Below are 18,027 nucleotides of genomic sequence, written 5' to 3'. Positions count from 1 at the left end.
TGATGTGTATAAGAGAGAGCCTTAATTGTCTATTAATTCATTCACATTTAATAATGTCTTGTACGTTTTCATCAATATAAGTGGCTGGTGTGAATATAGAAATTACGCCGTTTAGTCGACCTTGAAGTGAGAGTGAGAGATCAAGCATAAGTGCTTACTGATAAAAAAACGCTCGTAATTTAGCACCTTTATTGAATGTGCCGAAGCGCTTTGGGTATGGCGGAAGAATAGGGATTTACGGCTCGTAAGCTCGCGTCCTTTGGCTTTGCGCGTCTTCGGCACCCTATTTCTAATCACAAAATTTAGACGAAAAAAAACCGCTGAAGTTTCAGCGGTTTTCTTAAATACGGTGGAGCGCTTTGAGTATAGTGGATTTGGTACATATCATTTTCACGTTAGCTCAAACGCAAAAAAGGCGCTAATAAATTAGCGCCTTTCTTTAATATGGCGGAGAGATAGGGATTTACTGCTCGCAAGCTCGCGCCCTTCGGGCTATTGCCTTTTCGCGCCTTCGGCACGGGCAATGTGCTTTCGCTTCGCTCAGGTGAACCCTGATCTAGGGTTCCGCACCCTATCTCTAATCACAAAATATAGGCGAAAAAAAACCGCTGAAATTTCAGCGGTTTTCTTGAATGTGGCGGAGAGATAGGGATTTGAACCCTAGGACGGGATAAACCGCCGCCGGTTTTCAAGACCGGTGCTTTCGACCACTCAGCCATCTCTCCGTAAGTGCGGCGAATAATATAGACTCACCCAAAGTATGTAAAGCACTAATTTTAATAAAAATATCAGCCACTCACAATCCAACCATACTGGTGTTTTATCCAACACAAAGCTTCAATATATTCGCGGTAAGCATATTATTACTCTAGCCTCTTGCTGCTATTTACTTTTTTTACCTTCAAAGTTAAGTCTAATTGCAAGCACTTCATTCCATTAAACTTTAATTTTTTGTAAAAAACGTGAAGTATTCGACACTCAATGTTAGACGAAGCCGTATCTGTTTCTATACTTATCTTTGTTAACAGTATGTTTACTATAAACAAACAATAGGGTGCATGTTGCATCTTTATGCATTGTGACAGTATTTCACTGCATCACAAACTTACAAAGGAAGGTACTAATGGCTAACAAATTTTCAGTTGTTTTTGCGGTCCTCGCCACCTCAACTGCACTATTTTCAGCTAACGCATCAGCTGATGGCACGCTAGATAAAGTCATGAAGCAAGGCTATGTTCAGTGTGGTGTGAGCGCAGGTTTGCCAGGATTTTCAAACCCTAACTCCAAAGGTGAATGGGAAGGCATTGATGTCGAATTTTGCCAAGCTATTGCTTCAGCAACTGTCGGTGACAAATCAAAAGTAAAATATATTCCACTAACAGCGAAAGAGCGTTTCACTGCACTGCAATCTGGTGAGATCGATGTGTTATCACGAAATACAACATGGACATTGCATCGTGATACCTCATTGGGCTTAAACTTTGCTGGCGTTAGCTACTATGATGGCCAAGGCTTTATGGTTAAAAAAGAGCTTGGTGTATCGAGTGCAAAAGATCTTGATGGCGCTGCTATCTGTGTTCAGTCTGGCACAACAACAGAGCTCAACCTTGCCGATTACTTCCGTGTAAATGGTATGAAATATAATCCTGTCGTGTTCGATACCGCTCCCCAAACCTCTGCGGGGTTTGATTCAGGCCGCTGTGATGTATTAACCACCGACCAATCAGGTTTATATGCACTCCGCCTCAACCTTAAAGATCCAAGTTCTGCCGTTGTTCTGCCTGAAATCATTTCTAAAGAGCCACTAGGCCCTGTTGTTCGTCAAGGGGATGATCAGTGGTTCAACATTGTTAAGTGGACGCTGAATGCAATGATTAATGCCGAAGAATACGGCGTGACATCTGCCAATGTTGATGAAATGAAAAAGTCTAATGATCCAAATATTCGCCGCCTAATTGGTCTGGATGGTCCTAAAGGTAAAGGCTTAGGATTACGTGATGATTGGGGTTACCAAATCGTTAAGCAAGTGGGCAACTATGGCGAGAGCTTCGATCGTACGATTGGTGAAAACTCACCACTCGCGATCAAACGTGGCTTAAATGCACTGTGGAAAGACGGTGGCATTCTATACGCTGCACCTATCCGTTAATGAAGCAAAAAATAAAGAGGTGGCATGATGCCGCCTCTCTTTTTAACTGGCGGTGGTAGAACTTGCTAGTTAAACCTCCACATAGGGACTGAGGTTGTTGTATGGCTCCTAAAACGACAGAAGCTCTAAATACACCACGTACATCGGATGTATCACTCCCAACCCCAAAAAAACAAAGCTTGCTCTATAATCCCACCTTTCGTGCCATTATTTTTCAAGTTTTCGCTGTTGTTGGGCTTTTCTTTTTTATCTACTCCATCGTGAGTAATGCTATCGCAAATCTTGATGCTAGAGGGATCGCCACAGGGTTTGATTTTCTTGAACAAGAGGCTGGCTTTGGTATTGGCTTAACGTTAATTGAGTACAATGAAACTTACTCGTACGGGCGTACCTTTGTTATTGGTTTATTGAATACAGCGTTGGTCTCTGTACTCGGTATTCTTTTAGCGACGGTCTTGGGCTTTGTTATTGGTATTGCCAGATTGTCATCCAACTGGATTGTCAGCCGTTTAGCAGCGGTATACATTGAAATTTTCCGTAATATTCCACTCTTGCTGCAAATCTTTTTTTGGTACTTTGCGGTTTTGCAGGTACTCCCCTCTCCTCGTCAAAGCTTGAGTTTAGGTGAAAGTGTTTTCCTGAATGTACGTGGATTATATTTCGCTAAACCCGTTTTCGAACAAGGTTCTATGTGGATGGGATTGGCACTGGCTATCGGATTAATACTCAGTATTGCCTATGCCATTGTCGCAACACGTAAACAACGGTTAACGGGTGAGCAACCACCTATATTACGTACAGTGTTGCTGCTTACTATCGGTTTACCTTTCGTTGCTTATCTTTTATCTGGTATGCCTATCTCGCTGGAATACCCAGAACTAAAAGGCTTTAACTTTCGCGGCGGAATTAGCATTTTGCCAGAGCTCGCTGCACTGTTATTGGCACTAAGTATCTATACCGCGTCGTTTATTGCCGAAATTGTCCGTTCGGGGATTAATGCCGTGAATTATGGCCAAACAGAAGCAGCGTCAGCCCTTGGGCTACCGCAAGGTAAAATACTGCGTTTTGTGGTTATTCCGCAGGCATTACGCATCATCATTCCTCCCTTAACCAGCCAGTATTTGAATTTAACCAAAAACTCATCGTTGGCGATGGCGATTGGTTATCCAGATTTAGTGTCTGTTTTTGCTGGCACCACACTCAATCAGACGGGACAAGCGATAGAGATTATCGCAATGACAATGGGGGTTTATCTCACACTAAGCCTGCTAACGTCGTATCTGATGAATATCTACAACAGCAAAGTCGCTTTGGTCGAGAGGTAATGTATGAGTGAACATCAATTCCAGCCAGACCTACCGCCACCAGCAAATACGATCGGCTTTGTTAGTTGGGCAAGAAAACATTTATTTTCTTCGACAATCAATACCATTCTGACCGTTGTGCTTGGCTATATTGCACTCTCAACGCTGTGGAATGTGATTGATTGGGCATTTCTAACGGCCGATTGGATAGGTACGACCAAAGAGGATTGCACCAGTAACGGAGCTTGTTGGGTATTCATTAACGTGCGCTTTGATCAGTTTATGTTTGGCTTTTACCCGTCAGATCAACTGTGGCGACCACAATTATTCTATTTCACTCTGGCCATTTTTATTGCTTTATTGGCAATAGAGTCGACACCGGGACGAAAATGGATTTGGCTGTTTTTTGTTAATATTTATCCGTTCTTTGCTGCCATCTTACTCTACGGTGGTGTGTTTGGCCTTGAAGTGGTTGAAACGCACCTGTGGGGTGGATTATTAGTCACATTGATCATTGCCATTGTCGGTATTGTTGTATCGCTACCTATTGGTGTGCTGCTTGCACTGGGTAGACGTTCAGATATGCCGATTATTCGCAGCATTTGTACGGCTTATATCGAAATTTGGCGCGGTGTTCCGCTCATCACCGTTCTCTTTATGGCCTCTGTCATGCTGCCACTATTCCTGACCAGTGAAATGGAAATGAACAAATTAGTGCGCGCATTAATTGGTGTAGTGCTGTTTAGTGCTGCATATATGGCAGAAGTCGTACGTGGTGGTTTGCAGGCAATACCGAATGGTCAATATGAAGCAGCTGATGCGTTAGGCCTAAGTTATTGGCGAAAAATGTATCTCATTGTTTTACCTCAAGCGCTTAAAATTACAATTCCATCAATCGTAAATACCTTCATCGGTTTATTTAAAGACACCAGCTTAGTACTCATCATAGGTATGTTTGATGTACTCGGGATCGGTCAAGCCGCAAATACCGATCCCAACTGGCTTGGGTTTGCGACTGAGAGCTACGTTTTTGTCGCCCTCGTCTTTTGGGTTTTCTGTTTCAGTATGTCTCGTTACAGCATTTATTTGGAAAATAAGCTGCATACCGGCCATAAGCGTTAAGCAAGGATAGCATTATGACAAACAACACGATTATCGAGGATCCGATGATCCAGCTAACAGACGTGAATAAGTGGTACGGTGAATTTCATGTTCTTAAAAATATCAATTTAAATGTGACTAAGGGCGAAAAGATTGTTATTTGTGGCCCATCAGGCTCAGGTAAATCCACCATGATCCGCTGTATCAATCGGTTAGAAGAGCACCAGAAAGGACAAATTATTGTTGCTGGTAACGAATTAACTAACGATCTAAAAAACATTGAGCTTGTCAGAAAAGAAGTCGGCATGTGTTTTCAACACTTTAACCTTTTCCCTCACCTTACCGTGTTAGAGAACTGCACGCTCGCGCCTATTTGGGTGAAGAAGATGCCCAAAAAAGAAGCCGATGAAATAGCCATGCGCTATTTAGAACGAGTGAAAATCCCGGACCAAGCCGATAAATACCCAGGCCAATTATCTGGCGGCCAACAGCAACGTGTCGCCATTGCGCGTTCCCTGTGTATGAACCCACAAATTATGCTGTTCGATGAACCAACATCGGCACTCGACCCTGAAATGGTACGCGAAGTGTTGGATGTCATGGTTGAACTGGCAGATGAAGGCATGACAATGCTATGTGTTACTCACGAAATGGGCTTTGCCCGCCAAGTTGCAGACAGAGTGATATTCATGGACCAAGGCGAGATTATTGAAGAAAACAATCCACATGACTTCTTCGACAACCCACAATCAGACCGAACTCAACTGTTCTTGAGCCAAATATTGCACTAACATCGACGACACTTGCAGCTGATCATATCAGCGTGTATAAATAAATCTCCTGATGGCTTCCTTTTTTGGTTACGACGTAAACAGGAAGCCACTTTGTTTAGCGCGCAAACTGTGATTTCACTCATATAAATGTAGGGTTGTAACATTCATTTACAACTTCGGTGATCACGCTAACGAAATGTTAAGTATCATCTAGCCACTAGCTCTTAGACATAGCTGCGTTAACCGTGACAAATAATGTAGGCATATACTTGCATTAGGGAACTTTTAACCCCATATATGTCTTAACAGATAATAATATTATTAACCCTAAGGGGAGTCTTCATGAACGATCGTAGTGTTAACCAGAGTGGTGCGTACGAAAGCGTGCTTTCTACAAACAAGGTACTTCGTAATACCTATTTCTTACTTTCAATGACATTAGTTTGGTCTGCTGTTGTTGCTGGTTTCGCAATGGCGATGAACCTTCCGCATCCAGGCCTAATCATTACGCTTGTGGGTTTCTACGGCTTAATGTTCTTAACTGAAAAGAACCGTAACAACTCTATGGGCCTTGTAGGTACATTCGCCCTAACTGGCTTTATGGGTTACACCCTAGGTCCGATCCTAAACATGTACGTTGGTGCAGGTATGGGTGATGCGATCATTACGGCTCTTGGCGGTACTGCACTGACTTTCCTTGCATGTTCTGCTTACGCGCTAACAACAAAACGTGACCTATCGTTCCTTAACGGTATGATCATGGCTGGTTTCTTCGCAATCATTGCAGCTGTTGTAGCGAACATCTTCCTACAACTTCCAGCGCTTTCTCTTGCGATTAGCGCAATGTTTGTTCTGTTCTCTTCAGCGGCTATTTTGCTGACTACACAGTCAATCATCCGCGGTGGTGAAACAAGCTACATCTCAGCAACTGTTACGCTGTATGTATCTATCTACAACCTATTCTTGAGCCTACTTCAACTTCTAGGCTTCATGGGTAACAACGATTAATCGTTGACTTAGATTTTAAAAAGCACCTTTCGAGGTGCTTTTTTTATGTCTATTGATCATGCAACGACTCAAAGTGTAGGCCTATGATAGAGAAACTGCGCAACTTCTACTTGCAGGTATAGCAACGAATCACTATTCTTGCAGCGTTCCAAATGTTGAGGCGTACCATGCTTGAATTCCAAGGTAAATCGATTGAAACCGATGCTCAAGGTTACTTAAAAAACGTTGAGGATTGGACCCCAGAACTTGTTCCCATGCTTGCAGAAGAAGAAAGCATTACGCTATCAGAAGCACACTGGGAAGTGGTTCATTTTGTGCGTGAGTTCTACTTAGAATTCAACACCTCGCCAGCTGTTCGCATGCTAGTTAAAGCCATGGCGAAAAAGTATGGCGAAGAAAAAGGCAGTTCTCGCTACCTTTATAAGCTGTTCCCGAAAGGGCCAGCCAAGCAAGCAACCAAGCTTGCGGGCTTACCAAAGCCAGTAAAATGTATCTAGCTTTAAAAATGAGCAGTGTTCTATCCTTAGGATAACTCTGCTCTTTTTATTCAGGGCTAGTACTTTTACTGTTCACCGTTAACTAATCAGCGTTAACTTATAGAATTTCAAAACCATCAATATGGCGCCATTCCACCTCTTCCGCTTCTACGCTAGCGACCATTGATGTCTTCGGCCCTTCTTGTAGCCATAGCAACAACTGCGTAATTGCCTCTTCATGGCCACAAGCCAATACCTCTACAGAACCATTCGGTAAATTTTTCGCATACCCTGTTAAGCCACATTTCAAACCTTCATGGGCAGTGTGAAATCGAAACCCAACCCCCTGAACCCGTCCTTTTATACTTGCTTTTACACAAATCTGTGACATAGCTCACCTCAAGAAAACATTCATATTCCCGATAAAGTATTAACAGTTTTATTATCTTGCTGTGCATTATTGTTTATATAGGAACACACATGAAAGAAGTCGCTTTTCGATGGATTGATAAATACCTTATTCACCTGAAACTACAAGAAAAGTTCTACCTGCTTTTTCTTTTGCCTTTTATTGCAGTTATCAGCATCAGTGCAATTTTAGTCGATAGCGCGGGTAAACACCGTATTGAAAATACAACAAATCATGTTGCTTCAATGTCTGCGTTACTCTCTGCGAAACAAGTAGAACGTTCTGAAGCGAGTTCACTGCTGATCAACAGTGGTCTACGCATTGGTTCAGGTGAGATTTCTTCGACTGTTCTTGGTATGAATTACAGCATTAGTGCTGAAGAACCACAAAGTGTATTAAGCTACCTATCACCGCTTCAAATTGGTTTATCAAGCATTCTCATGCTTATGACATTGGCATCTATTTACTACATCATGTCCTTCATTGGTGGCGCGATGTTTACCATGCATAGAGCATTACAAAACTTAGCGGATGGTGATTTAACAGGCCGTTTGGATTTTTTCCCTGTGCGTGATGAATTTAGCATGATAGCTATCACCATTGACCGTGTTGCAGAACGCGAACAAAAGCTAGTGCAAGCAACACAAGAAGCCACGGCGTTAATGCAACAAATTAGTAGCCAATTACGTCAAAGCACAATGCAAAGTGAATCACTGTCTTCTGGTCAACAGCAGCACCTTGATTCATTGGCAAGTGCGACAGAAGAAATGGCATCATCCATTCGTGAAGTTGCCACGCATGCACACGATACATCAGACCAAACGCGTGAAGCGCAAGCAGTTAGTGAAAAGGGTCGCGAACAAGTTAATGCAACTAAATCTGCGATTTCGGCACTTTCAGGCGAAATCAATCAAGCCTCTGATGCGGTTAGTGAGCTAGACAGTAATGCCGCAAAAATTGATGATGTGGTCACCACGATCAATAGCATTTCTGAACAAACCAACCTTTTAGCCCTAAACGCAGCGATAGAAGCAGCACGAGCAGGTGAACAAGGCCGTGGTTTTGCTGTGGTTGCTGATGAAGTTCGAACGCTTGCGGGCCGTACACAAAGTGCGACCGTTGAAATTCAAAAGATGATTGAAGCGCTACAAACCAATAGCCAACAATTGATCTCTGTAATGAAAAACACGGTTGATAACGCATCGAACAGTGAGCAGTTGATGGACAATGTTGATAACGAAATCGGGCAAATTACCGTGCGAAATCAGCAAATTTCCGATCGCAGTACTGAAATTGCAGCCGCCGCTGAACAACAAGGTGCCGTTGCAGACAACATTGCGAATAGCGTTGAGCAAGTACGTGAGCAATCACGCCAAATCGCTGAAATGATTTCTGCCTCAGGCGGTGAAATTGAGCGTTTGAATCAACAAGCTGATGTACTGGAATCTTTAATGAGCGGCCTAAAAGCCTAACTTATTCGCTCATCTCAACATGACACACAAACAAGCCGCTTCTGCGGCTTGTTTTTTATCTCTACATGCCGAACAAGATACTTATATACGCTCCACCCTCTATTATTATCGGCGAATCGCTTCAATACCTTGTTCAGATTGGTATTACGACCAGAAGTTGCTATTATGCGCCCCCAATATGAATACCCTACTAGGCTCGTCATGACAGCATCTATCTACTTGGTAAAGGGACGTGAAAAGTCACTTCGCCGTCGTCATCCTTGGATTTTCTCTCGCGGTATCGATCGCATTGAAGGTAAACCTGAACTAGGTGAGACGGTTGACGTTTACGACCACAAAGGCGAGTGGCTTGCTCGTGGTGCATTTTCACCGCAATCTCAAATTCGTGTACGTGTTTGGACGTTTGATAAAAAAGAGAAAGTTGATGTTAACTTTTTCATTAATCGCCTTCAAAAAGCGCAAGCACTACGTACTATTCTTGCAGAGCGAGATGGCTTAACCGGCTACCGTTTAATTGCTGCGGAATCTGATGGTCTGCCTGGTATCACTATTGACCGTTACCAAGACTACTTTGTCTGCCAGCTATTAAGTGCGGGTGCTGAAGTACAAAAAGATGCTTTAGTAGAAGCGTTAAATACATGCTACCCAGATTGCAATATTTACGAACGCTCTGATGTTGCAGTTCGTAAAAAAGAAGGCCTAAAACTTCGTACTGGCGTACTATCAGGCCAAGAGCCACCACAATTCGTTGTTATCGAAGAAAACGGCGTAAAAATTAACGTTGATATCATGGGTGGCCATAAAACGGGTTTCTACCTAGACCAACGTGATAGCCGTGAAGCCGCGGTTAAATACGTCAATGGTAAGCGCGTTCTTAACTGCTTCTGTTACACAGGTGGTTTTGGTTTATATGCTCTTAAAGGTAATGCAAGCAAGGTTGTGAACGTTGATGTATCTCAACACGCGCTTGATACTGCACGCTTGAACACTGAGATTAACGGCTACCCAGTAGAGAATGCTGAGTTCTTGAACGCGGATGTATTTAAGCTGCTTCGTGAATACCGTGAACGTGGTGAGCTTTTTGATGTTGTTATTATGGATCCACCTAAATTTGCTGAGTCTAAAAACCAGCTTGTCGGTGCATGCCGTGGTTACAAAGATATCAACATGCTAGCCATGCAGATCCTAAAACCTGGCGGTACACTGCTGACTTATTCTTGCTCTGGTTTAATGGATAACGGCTTATTCCAAAAAATCATTGCCGATGCGGCGCTTGATGCGCACCGTGAAGTACAGTTTATTGAACGTTTCAGCCAAGCGGCTGATCACCCACTAGACAGTGCTTACCCTGAAGGTTTCTACCTGAAAGGCTTTGCGTGTTACGTGAAGTAACCGTGAGTTAGCTTGAAAATAATAAGCCCAGCAATTACTGGGCTTATTGTTATTTCATAGTAACCAAGAACGGTCTAGCCGTTAAAAATCACTCTTCAGCTGAACATAAAGCTTATCTTTACCCAGTTCACTATCCAGTCCACGTGCATAGCCAAACGATACTGGTAGGGTTATGTTGTAACCCAATTTAGCCTCAACTGTTAGCTGCAAGCCTGCACCTGTTAGCTGTTTACGCTCAGTGCCGCTATCCCACATAGCACCAGAATCAACAAACACCGAGCCCGATATATCACCAAGCCCTACAGGGTACAAACCCCAGTTTTTCTCTACACGCCCAAGCCAAGATGTAAGTTCTAACCGCTGTGTGAAATAACGGTGACCGCGCATTACATTATCATCATAACCACGTAATGCCTGCGTATCTCGCCCGAACATCACGGCTTCTTTTGCAGTGTTAACGCCACCTAAGCGGAATGCTTTTGCATCATTATCAGCATAACCCGCACCTAAGCGTGCTGTTAGTGTCATACGGGCAGGTAAATCCCATGTTCCTAACCATTGCGCTTGGTACTTCTGACCTTGGTAATCAGTTTTAAAGGCTTCATTAGTTTCAACGATCAAATCCGCATAATGACCCCAGCCTGTACCCGGCACGTTCAAATAGCCTTCACGGTTATCAAAAGCTACCCCTAAGCCGACTAAAGCTTCGTTTGTGCTATTGAACGGTTTAAGGCCACTATTTGTCGGTTCAGATTCAACACCTTCATGGCTCCAAGTAACACCTGCATTAAGGCTTAACTGATCTTCAAATGCGTTAAAGATATTAGTACGCTGTATCGCAATATCGTCTTCACTCGTGATACGGTATTTATCATCGCCTTTCAGTGCTTTTTCAAATTCGTAACTACGCTGGGCTGATACGATCCAACGTGTATCGTATTGATAAAGCACATTGTAATTCGCCAAGTTATTTGAAAAATCCCAACTTGCAGATACTAAGTAGCTATGACGATTGAGTGCGTCGGTACCCGAGGTAGATGCACCAACCAACGATTGCTGATCATCTAAACTTAACACGGGTAACCAGCTTCGAGGGTACAACGTAGAAAGCGCGCTATAAGGTTCTGGCTGCGTCTTTTCTACATGGTTGGTTACTGCTGGCGGGTAATCATGGCGCCCTTTCTTACTCGCAATTTTAAACTTACTGATGGCTTTAGGCGATTGCATTTCACGCAATGTATAGCCATTTGAACTATATGCTTGGTATACCAAACCTAACTCAGGCTGCCATTGAGGAGCAAAAGCACCACCCACTTCACTGGTCCATTGCTCAACATCGCCGTTAGCTAAATCCATCACATAAATGTTATAGATGCCATCATAGTCAGCGCTATACATCACGCGACCATCATCTAACATCACAGGTGTACTTTCCGTTGCTTTAGTATCGGTCAATGCTTGCCATGTTCTCGTGGCTAAATCAAAGCGTTCAAGATTCCAGCCTTGCTGCGGGCGCTTTAATGTCGCAATAATGGCAGAGCCATCAGCTACAATGGCATAGTCACCTAAGACAAATTCTTCTGTTCCTTGCCACAACTTTTCTTGCTGGCTATCAGCTTTCGCATCAATCAACCATAACTCACTTAGCCCTCCAACTTTACGGCTAGTGACTAATTGCTGGCCATTTGGCATCCAACGTACTTTCTGGAATCGAGAATGATCCGTAATACGAGTCCAACTCTCTTCCTGATATATAAAAATATCATTGGTTAATCGCCCATCGGCATAACTGATTGCGCGTGAAACTGCAAGACCACCAGACGGGTGCGAATCCATAGCTGAGATGCCTTTGGTATAGCTTAGTCCCTGCCAATGAGGACTACCCTCTTTTAGCGTCAGCGCTCTCAACTGAGGACGATCTTCACCGTTAGATTGGTTCACTAATAAACCATGCACACTCGCCGCGGTTGTTTGCTGAAATAGACAGGTTTGAACATCTTGTCCTGTGACAGCGGTTGATTCTAACTGTGCGATTTGTTGGCTATATTTGTTATCTAAGTATTTTTCAAAATCTTGCCACAACGTTAGGAAGTCTTTACCAAAGGCTCTCTCTGCTGAACCACTTATCAAGAAATATGGAATGATTTTCCGACTGTAATCTTGTAAGTAATTTTCAATGGCTTTTTCACCATACGTAGTCGCTAAATAATCATAGAAGTACGCGCCGTAAAGGTAATGCGTATTAAATGGAAGTTCACGTGCAGAAGAAACCACTTGATTCAGCGATTTCTGTCCTTCAGCGATTTCCATGCGCATTTGCATCTCGAAATGATTACTTTCAAGACGTCCATACCCAAGCGTTTTATTGGTTTCTAAATAAACCGCTAGCCCTTCAATCAATAACGTTGGCGTGAGTGCATGTGGGAAAAGAAATGCTTGTCGCCCTAAAACATGACGAACACCTTTTACCGCCCCGTTACCCAATTCCATTTGAAGAATATGCGTATATTCGTGACGCAGTAAATTATGCATCCACTCATCATTGGATGCCAAGCTGCTAACATCATCAGGGGGTGACATGTATAAGCGAATTTGAGGGTAAGGAACCGGTGTCGCCCACCCATTTGAGACGTCCACGTCATCAACGAGAACAAGCTGTGTCTTTAGCCTTGGGGCGGTTTTAAAAAATGGGAGTAATTCAGTATGTACTCTTTCGGCAATGTCTAATGCACGACTGGCATCTTGCTCATGACCATTGCGAAAGCTCACAGAAAAATGTTCTGAGTCTTGTGTTAGCCATGTTTGATCTTGCTTATCCCATGCAACAGGCTCGGCTGCCACATTAGAAACAACGACCATAGGTGCAACAAGCGCACCGACTAAGGCTAAAGGCGTTAGTGTCTTTTTCATAAATCCATTTCTTATTATTGCCTATCATTATGCAGGCGTATTTTTATATTTAATGCTGTCTTAATTTACAGTTCGCAAGCTGGAATAAAACACATCACCCAAACAGCATTAACCAAATAACATCAGAGTAAGGGGTTAACCATCAACACCGATTAAGTGAACGGTGTTTTATTGGGTGCTATATAAGCATAATTCGTTTGGTAATGTCTAGGAAATGAACAGTATTTTCATGGAACACAGCAAATTCACCGTCCCATTCTTCCAAGAAAGCATAAATCTACCTCGATATATCAACGAGATTGCTCAACGATGAGTGGTGAAATATCAACCTATATAACAATTTAGGCGATACTCTCTCTGGTTACATTCATTTTCTGTTAAAGTGAGCAGTGTAAATTATCAAGCTGCGATATCACGCATTGACTCAAGGATAAGATATGAAACTTCGAACCGCATTTATTGCGCTTGCAGCAGCAAGTGTGAGCCTACCTGCACTGGCAGATGTAACTCTTACGCTACCATCAACGGCTGAATTAATTCTAGTCAATGGAAAGAGTGCAGAAGGTAACGACGCTTTAACGCTAAAAGACGGCATGAACCAAGTCGCTTTCCGCTACGAAGGTGGTTACCGCGATAATGGCGATTACACACTGTTTAGTTCAAATGTCATGATCATTAAATTTGATGGCACCAATGCGGACTACACACTGAAACTTCCTAACATCAAATCTGAGATAGAAGGCAGCCGTTTTAACAAAAAGCCTGTTATCACACTACTAGATGAAAATGATAAACCTGCTGAGTTTAAACAAGACAGACTTATCAAAAATGGCATCCAGTTTGGTCGTAACTTTGAAGCTGAAATTGCCGCGTATAACCAAACATCTAAACCGGCTGCACTTGCAGGCGCGGTAGCAGTAACCACACTACCTGCAGTTGTTGCGACCACGACTCCAGCGACAAATACGGCCGCGACGGTTGCACCTCAGCAAGGCGAAAATACGGCTGAGAGTATGTTGAATTACTGGTATTCACAAGCCGACGAGGCAACAAAAGCACGTTTTAAAGCACGTATAAGTCAGTAACCCCTCAGCTAAAAGCCTCTTGGAAATAAGCGCAGCAACTGTGTTGCGCTTATCTATTTTTCTTTTTTAATACTTATATCTTCCCTAAATTATCCGCTCTCATATCAATAGCCGCTAAATCTGTACATAAAAGCCGTTGTTCATAATATTTCCGTCAAAAACCTAAAGACGATGAAAGCATTGACCTAATGTATAGCTCTATAATTAAACAATATTTCACAATTATACCCTCTTCGAATATAGCTACATTATTAAGTTACCGCTGCAAAATAAGCATTGTTTTGTTACATGAAATCAACATCCATTTGGGACTAAGTATGTAATTCTAGACATTCTTAAGTGAATCATTTCTCTTCTTATCTATAGTTAGTTCACGACAAACATAAAGTTTCACTTTGTCGATTAAGAATGCGAATTTCATTACTATTATTTAAGGATGATGTCATGAACCACTCGAAACAAGGAAAGGTACTCAAGCAAAGCTTTATGCTGAGCACGATTGCCGTTTCATGTGCTCTAGCTTTTAACGCACAAGCCGCAATGGACTGTAGCAATATAGATAATTGGAACAGTACAACTGCTTACAGTGGTGGTACTCAAATACAAGAAGCTAATAAAGTCTATAAAGCCAATTGGTGGACAAAGGGAAATAACCCAGCCTCACACTCTGGTGCACATCAAGAGTGGAGCTTTGTTGATGACTGTGGCAACGGCGGTACCAACCAGCTGCCAACTGTCGCCATTACCTCGCCTTCTTCTTCTGATTCGATCATCAATGGCGATGTAGTTACTATTACTGCTAATGCGGCCGATGCTGACGGGACAGTCGCTAAAGTTGAATTCTATGTAGGCGCAACCTTGCTTGCGACTATTACCCAAGCACCTTATGTCACTAATTGGACTGCCGTGACTGGTAACCAAGCCATTAAAGCGATTGCCTTTGATGATAAAGGGGCCACGGCTGAGTCTGTTACAACAGTGAATGTGACAGACACTTCAAATACAGTACCAACAACCGCAGTGACTTTGTCAGCAAACAGCGTCACGCTAGGTGATGTTGTTACCTTCACCGCAACAGCGGCTGATACTGATGGCACCGTTGCTAAAGTTGATTTTTATGTTGATGGAGCACTGGTAGGAACAACTGCAACAGCCCCGTATACACTGGCTTACACCACAACTAAAGCAGGCTCACTCAACGTATTTACTCGTGCTACGGATGATTTAGGTGCTACGGGTGATTCCTCGATTGTTTCGCTCACCGTGAATAACGGTGCGGTAGTGAATAACTGTCGCCCTGATGGCCTATACCAAACCGAAGGTGTGAATGTTCCTTACTGTACCATTTACGACCAAGATGGCCGTGAGCAAATGGGAGTTGATCACCCTCGCCGTGTTATTGGTTACTTCACTAGCTGGCGTGCAGGTGACGACCCGCAAGCACAATACCTTGTCAAAGACATTCCATGGGAACAACTAACCCACATTAACTACGCATTCGTGAGCATTGGTTCTGACGGTAATGTCAATGTTGGTGATGTCACTGACCCAGCTAATGCTGCAACAGGTAAAGAATGGCCTGGGGTAGAAATTGACCCTACATTAGGCTTTAAAGGTCACTTTGGTGCACTTGCAACCTACAAGAAAAAGCATGACGTTAAAACATTGATATCAATCGGAGGCTGGGCTGAAACTGGTGGGCATTTTGGCGTTGATGGTAAACGTATTGCTGATGGTGGCTTCTATACCATGACAACCAATGCTGATGGCTCAATCAACCATGCTGGTATTGAAACATTCGCAACATCTGCAGTTGAAATGCTACGTAAATACCAGTTTGATGGCTTGGATATCGATTACGAATACCCGACCTCTATGGCTGGTGCAGGTAACCCAGATGATAAAGCCTTCATGGAATCACGTCGCGCTTACCTATGGGCTTCGTACCAAGAGCTGATGAAGGTATTGCGTCAGAAACTTGATAACGCATCCGCTCAAGATGGTACGCACTACATGCTAACCATCGCTGCACCATCATCTGGTTACCTGCTACGTGGTATGGAAACATTCGATGTCACTAAGTACCTCGATTACGTCAACATCATGTCTTATGACTTACACGGTGCGTGGAATGATCATGTTGGTCACAATGCAGCCCTTTACGATACTGGTAAAGATTCAGAGTTGGCAATGTGGAATGTCTACAATACCGCAGCATACGGCGGTATTGGTTACTTAAACACTGACTGGGCTTACCACTATTTCCGAGGTTCAATGCCTGCGGGTCGTATCAACATTGGTGTTCCATACTATACGCGTGGCTGGCAAGGTGTTACTGGCGGTGAGAATGGTTTATGGGGCCGTGCAGCACTACCAAACCAGGCGGAGTGTGGCCCTGGCACTGGCGAGGGTGAGAAAAACAACTGTGGTAACGGTGCGCTTGGCATCGATAACATGTGGCATGATCTCAACTCGGCAGGTAACGAGATGGGAGCGGGTTCAAACCCTATGTGGCATGCTATGAACCTTGCACAAGGTATCTACGGTACTTACACCGCAGCCTATGGGTTAGACCCAATCAATGATCCACAAGATAAACTAGTAGGTAGCTATACTCGCAACTACGATAGCGTGGCGGTTGCCCCTTGGTTATGGAATGCAGAGAAGAAAGTCTTCTTATCCACTGAAGATAAAGACTCTATCAATGTTAAAGCTGACTACGTCATCGACAAAGGCATTGGTGGCATCATGTTCTGGGAGCTTGCAGGGGATTACAACTGTTATGTGCTAGACGCTAACGGTAATCGTGCAGGCGTAGACGTCAGTGAGATGTCATGTAAAAACGGTAATGGTGAATACCACATGGGTAACACCATGACCAATGCCATGTACGAGAAGTTTAAATCAGCAACACCTTATGGCAATAAAGTAGCAACAGGTGCAATTCCAACTGAAGCTCTCGACATTGCTATCTCAGTAGGTGGGTTCAAAGTAGGTGATCAAAACTACCCTATCAACCCGAAAATCACTTTCACCAATAACACCGGCCAAGCATTACCTGGCGGTACGGAATTCCAATTCGATATTCCGACATCGGCACCTGATAATGCAAAAGATCAGTCTGGTGGTGGCCTAAAAGTTATCGCTTCTGGCCATACTCAGGCGAATAACATTGGTGGTCTGACAGGTGAGATGCACCGTGTAGCCTTTACCCTTCCATCATGGAAAGAGTTACCTGCTGGCGGTACTTACGAACTTGATATGGTTTATTACTTACCAATCTCAGGCCCGGCTAACTACGCTGTGACTGTAAATGGTAAAGAGTATGCCTTTAAGTTTGAGCAACCAGATCTTCCACTAGGTGACATTAGTGGTGGTAATAATGGTGGTGGTGACAATGGCGGCGGTGATGGTGGTACATGTAGTACGACAGGCCTAAACGTTTACCCTAACTGGCCACAAACAGACTGGGCAGGTAACCCAAGCCATGCTAATCAAGGCGATAAAATTGTGCACAGCGGCGTAGTGTACAAAGCTAACTGGTGGACTAGTGCCGTTCCTGGAAGTGATGGTAGCTGGGCAACAGTATGTAGTGTGAAATAACATTCATTAAGCAAAAATAGAGTGCAGGGATTACCCTGCACTTTTTGATTACCTAGAACGAAAAAACCAGACAAGATTTACAGGAAAAAACCCATCCCCTCGCCCAGTTAGCTCCCCCCTAACACACAAGAGTAAAAATACGCGACAAACTGTTCAAAAACCGACCAATCAGTTCAGCGGTTACATTTCCTCACTTTTATCTCATCAATAAATCCATTTACAATAAAATACAGATACTTATTATTCATGTTTTGACCATTATTGTTCATTAGTCCATTTAGCCTTGTAGGATTAACTAAACTATAATTAAACAGCGTTTGGTTTATAAGCACTTGTTATTAATAT

Annotated in this window: 12 protein-coding genes and 1 tRNA gene; 10 read left to right on the top strand and 3 right to left on the bottom strand. The window is 43.3% G+C overall.

The annotated features are described in order from the left end of the window. Positions 1-635: 635 nt before the first annotated feature. Positions 636-725: transfer RNA gene (locus ASV53_RS14410), tRNA-Ser, on the bottom strand. 398 nt (positions 726-1,123) lie between these two features. On the opposite strand from ASV53_RS14410, the gene ASV53_RS14405 reads away from it, so the two are divergent. From ASV53_RS14405 to tusE, 6 genes are all read left to right on the top strand, one after another. Then, positions 1,124-2,149 carry an amino acid ABC transporter substrate-binding protein gene (locus ASV53_RS14405; RefSeq protein WP_062690484.1) on the top strand — a complete coding sequence of 342 codons (1,026 nt, stop codon included), beginning with the start codon at positions 1,124-1,126 and terminating at the stop codon, positions 2,147-2,149. 101 nt (positions 2,150-2,250) lie between these two features. Then, positions 2,251-3,474, top strand: a complete 1,224-nt coding sequence (locus tag ASV53_RS14400) for an amino acid ABC transporter permease (RefSeq protein WP_094956508.1) — start codon at positions 2,251-2,253, stop codon at positions 3,472-3,474. A 3-nt stretch (positions 3,475-3,477) separates the two neighbouring features. Continuing rightward, a complete protein-coding gene (locus ASV53_RS14395) occupies positions 3,478-4,575 on the top strand; it encodes an amino acid ABC transporter permease (protein ID WP_094956509.1) in 1,098 nt (365 codons plus the stop codon). Positions 4,576-4,589: 14 nt separating this feature from the next. Next, a complete protein-coding gene (locus ASV53_RS14390; RefSeq protein ID WP_094956510.1) occupies positions 4,590-5,345 on the top strand; it encodes an amino acid ABC transporter ATP-binding protein in 756 nt (251 codons plus the stop codon). A gap of 324 nt (positions 5,346-5,669) precedes the next feature. Continuing rightward, positions 5,670-6,335, top strand: a complete 666-nt coding sequence (locus ASV53_RS14385; protein WP_062690481.1) for a Bax inhibitor-1/YccA family protein — start codon at positions 5,670-5,672, stop codon at positions 6,333-6,335. A gap of 167 nt (positions 6,336-6,502) precedes the next feature. Then, a complete protein-coding gene (gene tusE, locus ASV53_RS14380) occupies positions 6,503-6,832 on the top strand; it encodes a sulfurtransferase TusE (RefSeq protein WP_062690480.1) in 330 nt (109 codons plus the stop codon). Positions 6,833-6,929: 97 nt separating this feature from the next. On the opposite strand, the gene yccX is transcribed toward tusE, so the two are convergent. Beyond that, on the bottom strand, positions 6,930-7,202 hold the full coding sequence (gene yccX / locus ASV53_RS14375; protein ID WP_094956511.1) for an acylphosphatase: 273 nt from the start codon (positions 7,200-7,202) through the stop codon (positions 6,930-6,932). An 89-nt stretch (positions 7,203-7,291) separates the two neighbouring features. On the opposite strand from yccX, the gene ASV53_RS14370 reads away from it, so the two are divergent. Together ASV53_RS14370 and ASV53_RS14365 are read left to right on the top strand one after the other, a co-directional pair. Next, complete coding sequence (locus ASV53_RS14370) at positions 7,292-8,692, top strand: methyl-accepting chemotaxis protein (RefSeq protein ID WP_094956512.1); 1,401 nt, start codon at positions 7,292-7,294, stop codon at positions 8,690-8,692. A 201-nt stretch (positions 8,693-8,893) separates the two neighbouring features. Next, complete coding sequence (locus tag ASV53_RS14365; RefSeq protein WP_062690478.1) at positions 8,894-10,084, top strand: class I SAM-dependent methyltransferase; 1,191 nt, start codon at positions 8,894-8,896, stop codon at positions 10,082-10,084. An 81-nt stretch (positions 10,085-10,165) separates the two neighbouring features. Here ASV53_RS14365 and ASV53_RS14360 read toward each other — a convergent pair whose 3' ends face one another. Continuing rightward, positions 10,166-12,994 carry a hypothetical protein gene (locus ASV53_RS14360; protein ID WP_094956513.1) on the bottom strand — a complete coding sequence of 943 codons (2,829 nt, stop codon included), beginning with the start codon at positions 12,992-12,994 and terminating at the stop codon, positions 10,166-10,168. 437 nt (positions 12,995-13,431) lie between these two features. Between ASV53_RS14360 and ASV53_RS14355 the strand changes: the two genes are divergently transcribed. Continuing rightward, on the top strand, positions 13,432-14,079 hold the full coding sequence (locus tag ASV53_RS14355) for a YccT family protein (RefSeq protein WP_062690476.1): 648 nt from the start codon (positions 13,432-13,434) through the stop codon (positions 14,077-14,079). 444 nt (positions 14,080-14,523) lie between these two features. Next, the gene (locus tag ASV53_RS14350) at positions 14,524-17,682 is read left to right on the top strand and encodes a chitinase C-terminal domain-containing protein (protein WP_094957568.1); all 3,159 of its coding nucleotides are present in this window, start codon (positions 14,524-14,526) and stop codon (positions 17,680-17,682) included. Positions 17,683-18,027 lie beyond the last annotated feature (345 nt).

This window comes from Photobacterium sanguinicancri, from assembly GCF_002265265.1.
Classification (GTDB): domain Bacteria; phylum Pseudomonadota; class Gammaproteobacteria; order Enterobacterales; family Vibrionaceae; genus Photobacterium; species Photobacterium sanguinicancri.
The sequence above is the reverse complement of the archived record's forward strand: the minus strand, read 5'-3'. Positions and strand labels throughout refer to the sequence as shown.